The sequence below is a fragment of the Nitrosospira sp. NRS527 genome, assembly GCF_018406445.1.
Classification (GTDB): Bacteria; Pseudomonadota; Gammaproteobacteria; order Burkholderiales; family Nitrosomonadaceae; genus Nitrosospira; species Nitrosospira briensis.
In genome coordinates this window covers 2,783,762-2,795,224 of the sequence record NZ_AP024515.1, presented here as the reverse complement: position 1 = coordinate 2,795,224, position 11,463 = coordinate 2,783,762, and the positions used below count along the sequence as shown (strand labels likewise).

Here is an 11,463-nt window from a genome sequence, read left to right as displayed (position 1 = left end):
TTAAACACAATGGATCAAACAGCTCAAAACCAGGCAAGCGAATTTATTCAAATGTGGTTTGAGAAGTCAGAGATCAGGCAGTAATGCGCATTTCGCGGAGTCTGCGGCGAGAAAGTTTGCGAGTTTCACCTTCATAAGCTGCAAAGATAGCGTGCACGTCTAGCTCCGACCTGGATTTTCCGGTAGAGCGCAGCTCCTTGTTAATACCTCTTTCCAGCCAGCGATCGAACTCATCCAATGTATAACCGTACAGATCAATGTATCTTCGTTTCTTCATAACATTTCTTCCGTGATCAGAAAACATACTTCAGCGTCAATCGAGCTATCCTTCATTACAGATTTACCGTCGCTGATCCGTGATTTCACGCATATCCTCAGGTGAATCGGCATTAGAAGGCTATTTGACTACGGAACATGAAAGTGTTCAGGTTATACGGCTTACCACCGCTCGCCGTCACTAGCGGCGAATCCTTGATTTCAAGGATTTTGTCATAGTTAAACATGAATCGAACGTTGTTGTTCACGTACCAGTTCAGGGCGCCGGTAAAGTTTTTCATCTCCCCTCCCCTGAAGGCGCCATCGTTCATATCTACTCCGGCGACACGTGCTGCCAACTCCCATGCACCCCATCCCCCCTTGGAAAAGCTGAAGTCCCGGGCTGGCTCCACTCTGTGAAACTTTCCTTCTTTGTAGTTGCGCGATTCCCCGGTGAGCGTCCATGCGGCTTCTCCGTACCAACCATGAAAGCTTAACGAATCCAGACCATTTTTACGGCCAATCCAGCTATGGGTATACTCGCCTCCCGCGCTGAACGGGCCATATACGCCGCTGGCCTCCAGGCCAAGCATCTTGATGTCCTCGATATCTCCTATCCTGCCGGAATCGATCGGAAACAGGTCAGTCATATGTGACGTTTCATGCCTGAATCTCACGCCATTAGAGCCACCAAATACCTGGCCGCTCCCGCTCGGTTTGCGATAGTTTCCTGCCACACCTAAATGGACAACCTTTGTCTTTTCGTTAATGGGTGCAAAAGTGACACGCGAATTGGTTCCCCAGCTTTCATCCAGGCTTGTGGTATTCGGGTCGATTGACTCGCCATAAAGTCCAACCTGCCCAGTCCAGTTTTTATCACTTTTTGACACATTTAGACCGATAGCGCGATCGACGAGCGGTGCGTTAAGCACATTCATTAATGATCTTTCCATAAATATGAGATCGTTGGAGCTTTCTTGTAACTCACGACTGAAAGGCTGCTTCTGCTGGCCGACGTTGACCTTCGCGAAGCCCCCTCTATATGAGATAAACATGTCTTTAACGCCGACACTATTATCAGCGAAGTCGATCTGGCTCTTGAAATCCCAATCTTTAAAGAAAGTACCCGCAAACTCCAGGCGTCCCCGGCGCAGCTCTGTGCCATCATTGGCTTGAACAGGAGCGCCGCCTCTAAAAAAATTATCATTACCGCTATGCGTGTAATCCGTGTGGATCCGGCCCCCGATCTTGAACTTGAAGTTCTTGTCTGCTGTTTCGAATTGCAAGCCGTTTTTATCCAGTTTGAGTTGCTTTTCGCTTTCCTTGATACGTTCCTCGATGGATTCAACCTTGCTGACGAGTTGTGCCCGCTCTGCTTTTTCTTTTAATCTCGCACTTCTGTCACCGGTTATTGGCTGTTGGGTTCTCTCTGCTTCCGGTGCCGGCGTTGCATTGTTCGATGGAGCACGTTCGACTCTCTCAAAATTACCTATAGGTTGCCGGTCAGATCCGGGCTCTCCATATATCTGCTTGGTTTTGGTATCAATATAAAGGTCAATCGCAAAAGCCCCTGATGATGTGCTTGCTCCCAACACAGCTGCCGCTGCCAATATAAGTTTCGAAAATTTCAAAGCTAATGCCCCCAGTTGTGATGTTTTGGTTATGGTTATGTTTATCGCTAAAAACCGCGACAAGAATAGGGAAAAGAGATGACTTCCTTATTAACCTTTGGTGACAGTTCTATGACAATAACAAGGGCAGTTGAACGATGATGACTCGATCCGAGTGCGGGATGACTCTCTATCATGGCTGCCATCCCAACCATGGATGACAGGTTGAGCTTTACCTTTGCGGCACGAAGGGGCAGCGCTACTTACAGAATTTTAAGAAAGGAGTTGAAGGAACAACTTGTCCCAAGGGTTGCCCTGCTACTGTTTGTCAACATGATCCAGTTAAACAGTTACGGGCGGTTTGGCTCTAGTAGCCTAGTAATAGAGTGGTATTTGAGACATGGCTCATCAACGATTAGCAAATAAGATCCTCATCCATCCCGAAAGTGTTAACAAAAATCTGGGATCATCTGTTTCATTAAACATCCCTTCCACTTTACGGCGGGTATATTCGCTTCTGGCGGCATGCCTCACCAGTTGGCTGGTCAGGAACGGCCAGTTAAATAAAAATTCTGCTTTACGGTAGACTTCAAACTTTGGCTGGAGGGCGTTTATACTTCGGGTATAGGCTTGGGCTACAGCGGCGCGACCTAGATCGTATTGGGTCATAATCGACTCCGCCGCAAGAATGCCCGTTTCCATTGCTTTGCCAATTCCCTCGCCAGTAAGCGGAAAAGTTGAGCCGATGCATTCGCCTATGCCCAGCAAGCCGCCGCGGGCAAAGCGCGTACCGGACAAGCCGGTGCGAAGTGGTGCGCCTTTGAGAGGGCTGATGATCTTGCCATCTCGCATCAAGTCTTGGGCAAGTGGTAATTTGGCAATAAATCGCTCGAAGCTGCGACGAGGGTTGCAGTACTTATGCGCAGAACCAAAGAATCCGATGCCGATGTTGAATATGGCGTCAGGCCCCGGAAAAATCCAGCCATAGCCGCCTTTCGCCGAGTGATCAAAGACAAATGCCAATTCGTTAAAATCTTTTGCCACACGCTCGTTACGCACATACTGGCGAGCCGCAAAACTTCGGCATTCAGCTCGAAGCAATAAACCAGCCCGCTCGATTGGCACGGCATCAGCACCGGTTGCCAGCAATATCCAATGCGCCTGCGCAGAGATAAAATTAGCACTCGTATGGAACTCAATCCGATAATTGCTCTCATCCTCATCAGGAATGCCGACGAACTCGTGGCCAGGTAAAAACTCGCTGCCGGCTTCCATGGCGCTGTCCAGCAATAACGCATCCAATTTCAGGCGCGGTACACAAGCGCTATTCGCTCGGATCAAAACGTTGCTGCCATCGAAACCAATCAGACGCATCCCTTTGGCAGGGCAGGAGATCTTGGTAACGCGCTCCATCAGGTCGAGTTTTTTCAGCGCCTGATGCGCATCAGGAATCAAGGCGTCTCCACACGTTTTGTCACGCGGGAAGATCGCCTTGTCAAACAGGCCAACAGAAAAGCCAGCGTTGGCTAAAGTGCGCGCGGCCGCACAACCTGCGGGCCCCGCGCCGATGATAATGACGTCATAGACGTATCGCATTGGATCATCTCAGATGTCCGGAACGCCGTTGCCACGTGACAGCCTCCATCAACAAGACCCAGTTCGAGCGTCGCGCCGCTTTAAAACAAACTCTTTTTAAATCGAGCGCGGCTATTTCACGCAAATACCGCTGCAGTCGGCACCACCACGGGCGGGATCGCAATTGTCGGAAGGGTCATCCACGCACTTCTTGCCGTCAGGGCATGGAAATCCTGCAATTCCTCCACACATTTGCTTCGGTTCTTTCTCACCGTACGCGGAGCTCCCCTTGGGCGGATAATCGACGCGTTTCCCGCCACCCGGCTTGGTTGGCTCCGTCGCACCAATCTTGACCGTTTCACGAATCTGCCGAGGTTCCACCGCTTCTACATCGATGGATTCCACTTCTCCATCTGTATGCCGGGCGGTATAAACCCCAACCACGTCCAGGGGCACTGGGCTTTTTATCACCAGAAATCCTTCCAGGAATGCAAAATCCACGCAAACACCGTCGATGGGGCAAAAGTAACCCGCGATATCAAAGCAGTTCACGCCGACTGCCCCGTCTGGCTGGAGAACGGCTTCCTTGAACGGCGTTACGCCGAATGGTCCTGGCTCGGAGCCGAACTGTGTCGCAAGCGCCACCTTGGCGGCGACGGTAACTTCTTTATTGGTGGGATTGTGTATGTTGACCGCCGTTCGATAGGTGCCGCGCGCCAATGAGCCGTCCTGGTGCGGTAGCAGCAGCGAACAAGCGACCTTCGCGGCATATTGATATTCCGTCTTGATTATCTTAGAAGGTTTGATCGGTTCCGCCTGGGATACGGTAATAGCCTCAATAGGGCCAAACGCAGCCAATATTCCCATCAATGCGGAAAAGATACCCATCACGCGTAGTTGTTTCATGATAGTGACTCCTGTTGTTTTAGATTTGGATACAAGTTGGTCCGAACGATTAATCCATTAATTTCAAAATCAGCGCTCGGCCGGTTGTCGCGACATCATTAATAGGCCTCTGTAAGCATCTTCATCATCTGAAAATAAAAACGAGTTGCGCTGCAAACCTTCAATATATTCATAGCAGTATTTGTTTTACAGTCAAGTCTATTTGCAAATTCCCTGATTTCAGCCTTACCGGTTTTCCTGGGGCGTCGACGCCCCAGTATGGCGAATAGTATGAATAGATACCCAGGTGCAAATATCCAAACTATCCCTGGATCTTCCTATCTCCCCGGCGCCCCCAAAACGGGCGCCGCAGATCCAACGGAATGGGGGAAAGATAATTCTCTCGATCGCAGTCATCAGCAAATCGTGACAGCTCATTCGGCGGCAACCATGAAAGAACTATGCAGCTGTAACTTCCTGATCAATAAAACACTGTTTTATATGGTGCGACAATTTGCCGCATTCCTGCGCTGACTGAAATAGATTATTCTCGCGTTCCGATTGCTGAGGTGGGGACTCTGGATTCTTGATCAGTCTGCGTATTTATTTTGCCATTCCTCGGCCTGCGCTCACTGATCACAATCCAGTTGCGAAAAACCGGAGTGGAAACCCCCGGTTTTTTGAACTACATCAAGCCGAATCAATGCACTGGCGGGAATCTTTTAAAAACACTTTTGGCACAGCATAGATAAACAGCGGTTTTTCAGTAATAAGAAAAGCAGGTGAGGAAATATGAAACCAAATATAAAGCTGAAATCGATGCCGTTTGCCTTGGCAAGTTTGCTCTGCGTATCTTCTGTCTGGGCAACCGATGAGCACGGGTCGCAGGCAAAAGATGAGGTCGAGGCTGAATTGGCGCCAATTAAAAAGCCCCTTGCTGTCACCCCTATGACCCCTATGCCAGCACGTTCCGCTGGAACGGAGATAGCACAAACGCCTGCCGGAGTCGCCGAAAAACAGGCGCCGACTGACGAGCCCGCGGTTAAGTTGCCGGAAATGACAATCGGAGGAAAAGTGAAGCCGATCTCAAAGCAAACCGAAAAGGAAAGATACAGGCTACCCCAGACCACAGAGAGCATGGCCAGGGAAAAACTGGACAGTACGGTCAATCTCATGGCTACAGAGGATGCCATTAAATACATGCCATCCATTCAAGTACGCAGTCGCTATATCGGTGACACCAACGCACCCGTGGGGATGCGCACCTCGGGCACATCCGCCAGCGCACGTAATCTGATTTATGCGGATGGTATCTTGCTGTCTTCCTTGCTCGGCAATAACAACTCAAACACGGGTTCGCCTCGCTGGAATACCGTATCGCCCGCTGAAATCGAACGCATCGATATTATGTACGGCCCGTTTTCGGCAGCCTATGCCGGCAATTCAATAGGTGGGGTGATTAACATCACCACGCGAATGCCGGATAAATTTGAAGTGGGCGCCGATGCGCAATCTTCTTGGCAGACTTTCAATCTCTATGGCACAAAAGAAACTTACGACACCCAGCGGTACTCCGGAAATATCGGCCATCGCTATAACGATTTGTCATTCCGGTTCGACTACAGCCATCTTGATGCCCATAGCCAGCCAATAACGTTTGCGACAGCGCTTAACTCGACCACTGCGGCCAACAGCGGGGATACGGTGGTGACAGGGGCATTCGCGGGTGCAAACGCTACAAATGCCCCCAACCAGACGCTGGGTGCGGGAAACATCAATCACACGGTACAGGATAACTTCAAGTGGAAATGGGCCTACGATATTACCCCGACCATAAAGATCGCCTATACCTTGGGCATGTGGCAGAACAACGCCAGCTCGAGTACGCAAAGCTACCTGAGGGATGCAGCGGGGAATCCGGTGCAAAGTGGCTTCGTCAATATCGGCGGCAATCGATATAATTTGTCCACTCTGAATAGCCCCACCTTTGCGGCCAATCAGACCGATCAGACAACCTGGTCGCACGGCATGAATCTCCGGTCCAATACCGGTGGAAAATTCGATTGGGAGTTGGTGGGTAGCGTGATTGACCTAGGCAAGGATACCGTTCGCGCACCAACGGTCGACCCCACCCTTGCCTTCGCCGGCAATGCGCCGGGTAGAATCACCAGTTTGACCGGATCTGGCTGGCATACTGTCGATGCCAAGGGCATCTGGCGGCCAAGTGTCGATCTGCTGGGTTACCATGAGATCAGCTTTGGCTTTCACCACGACCTGTATACGCTCAAGAATCCAGTGTTCAATACCAGCAACTGGCAAAGTGGCAACGGTCAAAGTATCTTTTCAAACTCGACCGGAAAGACGCAGACCGAAGGTTACTGGATACAGGACGCCTGGGATTTTCATGAGGACTGGAATTTTACAGTGGGTGGTCGTCTGGAAAACTGGCATGCATATGACGGTTTTAATGCGACAACTGTAAACATCCCCGCTAGCGGAGGCATCCCCGCTCACACTGAACTCAGAACGGTCGATCAAGCTAATAAGAGTGCCGTCAATTTTTCGCCCAAGGGCAAGCTAACCTGGAGCCCCATGGATCGGGTGAAAATTGGCGCGGCTATCGGTCAGGCTTACCGTTATGCAACCGCCTCTGAGTTATTTCAAACCACGACGGTGGGGGCCGGCGCCAACGCAATATCGGTCAATGGAAACCCCAATCTCAAGCCTGAAGATGCCCTTTCTTCCGAACTTTCCGCCGAATATTTTCCCGACAAGGGCAGATTGCGTCTCAGCTTGTTCCAGGAGCGGATAAAAAACGCCATTTTTTCCCAGACGGGACTGATAACGAACCCGGCCACGGGCGTCACTTCTCAAGCAACCTTTATTTCAAATGTAGGCGAAATCGATACTTATGGCATCGAAGTTTCGGGGGAGAAAGCGGATGCGGGTATAAAGGGCCTGGATATCCTCGGTAATTTTACCTGGGTGGATTCCCGAATAAATAGTAATCACGATGCAGATGCGGCAGCTGCGGCATTAGGGCCAACAGCAGCCAACCCCAATGCCGCGGTTCCCTCAACCGGCAAACGTCAACCAAGACTTCCCACATGGCGGGCCAACGCGATAGTCACCTATCGTGCAAACGAGAAACTGACGGCTTCGGTGAGTGTTCGCTACAGCAGCGGCCAGTTTGGCCAGCTGAACAACAGCGATACGAATGGTTTCGCCTACACAGGCATAACGAGCTATGTTGTCGCCGACTTAATCGCGAAGTACAAAATTACCAAGCAGTTGACTGCTATTGGCGGCATCAACAACGTCAACAACGACAAGTACTGGATCTTTCACCCTTTTCCTCAGCGAACTTTCTTTGCCCAGCTAAAGTTTAATTATTAGAAGCGGCAATATTTGAAAGTTGTTGGGTTCGTAGCTCAGGCGAAATTGAGTGTCAGCCCCCATTTTGCCAGAACCAGCCCCCGGCTTCCCTTGCAATTTGCATAGATGGTATTGTTGACCACTGACGGTACCCACTATTGAGTCTATCACCTGTTGGCGTTCAACAATTCTCTACCGCCTGCGGCGTACACAATTATCGGTAGGTCGGGCTCCGACCGACATCATTCTACGATCGTCGGGCGGAGCCCGACCTACAACTGACGGGGAGATCAGGCAAGTGAACGATAGCACTGCACATCAAGCAGATATGGCAAAAACAAACTTTCAGCGACGGAATAGGTGAACGCTCGCTTGTACTGAACATTTATGCCTACGGCAAGCGCTTGCGGTTGGGCTCTCTCATTATTCTCTTGAGCAAAGCGTCACAGGATTTTTGCACCGATTCAAGCGCGATATGCAATTCCAGAAGGTTTACCCCGACGTAATTGTCGCAATGAGGGCAGGCAAGTTTTGGTTCGTACTTCAGCCGTGAAATTGTCTCCTCATACTTAATTGAACAGTGAGGACATTTGATTGTGATTGTCTCCGAATCCAGATTGAGCAGCATAGACATCCCCCTCGTAATGGCATGGCTATCAAATCTTATCATGGTTGAGGAGATTTTCAGAATAGGCGATGTGAGTTTCACTTTGAAAAAATATTTATGTTATTGATATTGAGGTCATTTTCATCGGTGAAACCCAACCTTAAAGTTCGAGAGTCCGCTCGACCTCTCATATCAAAAGTATATTTTAGCGTAGGTTCGGGTTAGCGCAGCAGGTGCTATTCATCATTGCCGCGGTGAGTACGGCGGGGCCAGGCGATACTTGTCAAAATATTCAATGGGCCGCAAGGAAGATGAGCGAGAGGTTAGAGCATCTAAGGAATGAAACCCGCACGAATGTGGAGTGCACGAAAAAGCCCGGTGGGGGATCACCGGGCTTAAGACATCTATCAAGGGGGTAATAAATGTCAGTCGGCTTCTACAGAATAGGGATAACCGCCTAGGGAAATAATCTCACAGTGAGATTGCATTGTTGTGACAAAACCCCCCACCGGGTTGGGCCGTAAATCTTTAAGCGTGTTATCGCTTAAAATGACGTCATCTTTATTGGCGCTCTCGATAGAGGTGCCAATCTTTGCAATTCTTTAGTCATTTTCTGCATATTATTTGTTTTGGTTTCATTCCGGTAGTCCCGCCCAGGGCCAACCGGGTTGAGCCTTGGGAATACGACAGGTTATGTACCGGCGGCGTAACGAGATCGAGCGACTGTTCAGGAGGCTGAAAGGATTCCGCCGTATTTTCTCGCACTTCGAGAAACTTGATGATGTTCACTGGCTTCATCCACCTCGCCTTGATCGTCGAAGCACTTGGATTGTGTTAACGGTCCATAATTGTCCAACTGCTCGCCTAAGGGCCTCAAGATGGCTAAAGCCTTGATACCCAGCTTTGGATGCCACCAGAAGGAAAATCTAGAGTTTTGTGCTATAGATAGATTAGGAACGTATCGGCGGCGCCGCAAGCCTATAGCCCAACGCCAGCAGCGATTCACATCTTGCCTGCGTCCGCGGCGCGTCAGTCCCGGCCCGTGTGACTGATTGATACCCAAATCACCTTCATAGGGCTTTGTCAACCATCAAGGATTCATCATGACTCAGCGCATTGACTACCAGAAGCAATCACCCGAGCTGTTCAAGAAATTCGTCGAGTTCAGCATGGCCCTAAGGCACTCCACGATCGAGGAGTCTATTCATGATCTGGTGAATATCAGGGCATCGCAGATCAACGGCTGCGCGTTCTGCGTGGATATGCACGTCAAGGAAGCCACGATCCATGGTGAGCGACCGCTCCGCCTGCACCATGTCGCCATCTGGCGCGAGTCCACACTGTTTGTTCCGCGCGAGCGCGCCGCGTTGGCATGGACTGAAATCCTGACCCAGCTCCCCGCCCAGGGCGTGCCAGATGACGTCTACGAGCGTGTTCGCACGCAGCTGTCCGAGAAGGAATTGTCCGACCTGACCTTCTTGGTGATGTCAATCAACGCCTGGAATCGCGTCAGCGTGGGCTTCCAGACGGTACCCGGCTCGTATGACAAGGCATTGGGTTTGGACAAATCCGGTTTGTACTGATCATGCATCAGCGCGACTGCGTGAGGGTACGTCGTCGCGCCGAACTCATTCAGGAAACACGGGCTGCTCAGACCAGCAACGAGGAACAAGCCATGACTATTTTCAGAACTCTCGCCATACTGTTGCTGTTGGCGGCCGGCACTGCCGGCGCACAGCAGGCGCCAGCATCGGCGCGCGTGACGCCGTTGATGACCAAGGCGCTGCCCGATTATCCGGGCAAGGAAACCCTGATACTCACCGTCGACTATCCGCCAGGTGCTGCCGACCCCGTGCATCGCCACCGTGCGCATGGTTTCATCTACGTGCTGGAGGGTTCGATTGTGATGAGCGTGCAGGGCGGAAAGCCGGTGACGCTGACACCCGGCCAGACCTTCTACGAAGGCCCGGACGATGTGCACACCGTAGGGCGCAACGCCAGCCTCACCAAGCCCGCCAAGTTTCTGGTCTTCCTGTTGAAGAACAGCGACGAGCCTGTTCTTACGCCGGCGCACTGACGCCCACACGGCTTCCGAGCGGCCGCTACGCCTATCCGTGACAGGTGGGTTCGTAAACCCTTGCTGGCTCAACCCCGGCCTAATTTCAACCACCATAATCCTTATTTAGCAAAAAATGCTTTCTGTACTATAGTCAAATCGAGCCTTGTACGTACACACGCAACTATTTACCTAGGGCCTGTTAACTCTAATAACCATATTGCATGTATTCAGCTATACTTACGAGCATGGAAATCACTCAAGCCCAGTACGAGCGAATCGTACACTGTCTGCCGCTTCAGCGGGGCAATGTCAGTCTCAGCAATCTAAGCGTATTGAACGCCATTTTGTATGTGGCCGAGCATGGCTGCAGGTGGCGCGGTCTGCCCAAACGCTTCGGTAATTGGCACACTATCTACACTCGCATGAATCGCTGGAGCAAGAGTGGTGTGCTGGATCGGGTGTTTGAGCAGTTGCAGCGCGCACAGATTGTTCGCATCAAGATCGAGGCCGTTTCCTTGGACAGCACCATTGTGAAGGTTCATCCGGACGGCACTGGGGCATTAAAAAAAACGGCCCCCAATCCATTGGCAAATCCAGAGGCGGGTGGACCACCAAGATTCATATGGTTGCCGCGGATGCTCGAACGGCTATAACGTTTGCGCTGTCCCCCGGACAGGCTCACGATACGCTGGAGGGGCGCAAGCTGCTCGGCAGCCTGGACAAGCCCCGCTGGCCAGTTCATCTGGTAATGGATCGCGCCTACGAGGGAAAGGAAACACGGCAACTAGCGTTGGACCTGGGTTTCATTCCGGTAGCCCACCCAAGATCAACCGGCTTGAGCCTTGGGAATAGATAAGGTTATGTACCGGCGGCGTAACGAGATCGAGCGACTGTTCAGGAGACTGAAAGGATTCCGCCGTATCTTCTCGCGCTTCGAGAAACTTGATGGAATGTTCACTGGCTTCATCCACTTCGCCTTGATCGTCGAAGTACTTAGATTGTGTTAACAGGCCCTAGCTCGAGCTGAGAAATAGAACCGTGAATGAGCCACAATAATGTGGCTCAAAAACTCGAAGAAAGCAATAAGTAACGGATAA

General features: G+C 51.0%; 7 protein-coding genes and 2 pseudogenes. 5 read left to right on the top strand and 4 right to left on the bottom strand.

The window, feature by feature from the left end; all coding sequences use genetic code 11:
• Positions 1-73 precede the first annotated feature (73 nt).
• The 4 genes from KJS40_RS12475 to KJS40_RS12460 form a co-directional block, all read right to left on the bottom strand.
• Positions 74-277, bottom strand: a complete 204-nt coding sequence (locus KJS40_RS12475; protein ID WP_213538202.1) for a hypothetical protein — start codon at positions 275-277, stop codon at positions 74-76.
• A 112-nt stretch (positions 278-389) separates the two neighbouring features.
• Complete coding sequence (locus KJS40_RS12470; RefSeq protein ID WP_213538200.1) at positions 390-1,886, bottom strand: porin; 1,497 nt, start codon at positions 1,884-1,886, stop codon at positions 390-392.
• A gap of 387 nt (positions 1,887-2,273) precedes the next feature.
• Positions 2,274-3,461, bottom strand: a complete 1,188-nt coding sequence (locus KJS40_RS12465; protein WP_213538198.1) for a geranylgeranyl reductase family protein — start codon at positions 3,459-3,461, stop codon at positions 2,274-2,276.
• A 111-nt stretch (positions 3,462-3,572) separates the two neighbouring features.
• Positions 3,573-4,346, bottom strand: a complete 774-nt coding sequence (locus KJS40_RS12460; RefSeq protein ID WP_213538196.1) for a Kazal-type serine protease inhibitor domain protein — start codon at positions 4,344-4,346, stop codon at positions 3,573-3,575.
• A 771-nt stretch (positions 4,347-5,117) separates the two neighbouring features.
• Between KJS40_RS12460 and KJS40_RS12455 the strand changes: the two genes are divergently transcribed.
• The 5 genes and pseudogenes from KJS40_RS12455 to KJS40_RS12435 all read left to right on the top strand — a co-directional run bounded on the left by KJS40_RS12455 (position 5,118) and on the right by KJS40_RS12435 (position 11,373).
• Positions 5,118-7,721, top strand: a complete 2,604-nt coding sequence (locus tag KJS40_RS12455) for a TonB-dependent receptor (protein WP_213538194.1) — start codon at positions 5,118-5,120, stop codon at positions 7,719-7,721.
• A 1,223-nt stretch (positions 7,722-8,944) separates the two neighbouring features.
• A pseudogene (locus KJS40_RS12450) lies at positions 8,945-9,145 on the top strand (transposase); the annotation flags it as partial.
• A gap of 265 nt (positions 9,146-9,410) precedes the next feature.
• Positions 9,411-9,890, top strand: a complete 480-nt coding sequence (locus KJS40_RS12445) for a carboxymuconolactone decarboxylase family protein (protein ID WP_213538192.1) — start codon at positions 9,411-9,413, stop codon at positions 9,888-9,890.
• A gap of 2 nt (positions 9,891-9,892) precedes the next feature.
• Positions 9,893-10,384 (top strand): cupin domain-containing protein, encoded by a 492-nt coding sequence (locus KJS40_RS12440; RefSeq protein WP_213538190.1) that lies wholly within the window; start codon positions 9,893-9,895, stop codon positions 10,382-10,384.
• Positions 10,385-10,611: 227 nt separating this feature from the next.
• Positions 10,612-11,373, top strand: a pseudogene (locus tag KJS40_RS12435) (IS5 family transposase).
• The last annotated feature ends 90 nt before the right edge of the window (positions 11,374-11,463 follow it).

Excerpts from the sequence above, each read along its gene's own strand:
- KJS40_RS12455 (WP_213538194.1), top strand. The coding sequence starts at position 5,118 with ATGAAACCAAATATAAAGCTGAAATCGATGCCGTTTGCCTTGGCAAGT.
- KJS40_RS12460 (WP_213538196.1), bottom strand. The coding sequence starts at position 4,346 with ATGAAACAACTACGCGTGATGGGTATCTTTTCCGCATTGATGGGAATA.
- KJS40_RS12445 (WP_213538192.1), top strand. The coding sequence starts at position 9,411 with ATGACTCAGCGCATTGACTACCAGAAGCAATCACCCGAGCTGTTCAAG.
- KJS40_RS12440 (WP_213538190.1), top strand. The coding sequence starts at position 9,893 with ATGCATCAGCGCGACTGCGTGAGGGTACGTCGTCGCGCCGAACTCATT.
- KJS40_RS12465 (WP_213538198.1), bottom strand. The coding sequence starts at position 3,461 with ATGCGATACGTCTATGACGTCATTATCATCGGCGCGGGGCCCGCAGGT.
- KJS40_RS12475 (WP_213538202.1), bottom strand. The coding sequence starts at position 277 with ATGAAGAAACGAAGATACATTGATCTGTACGGTTATACATTGGATGAG.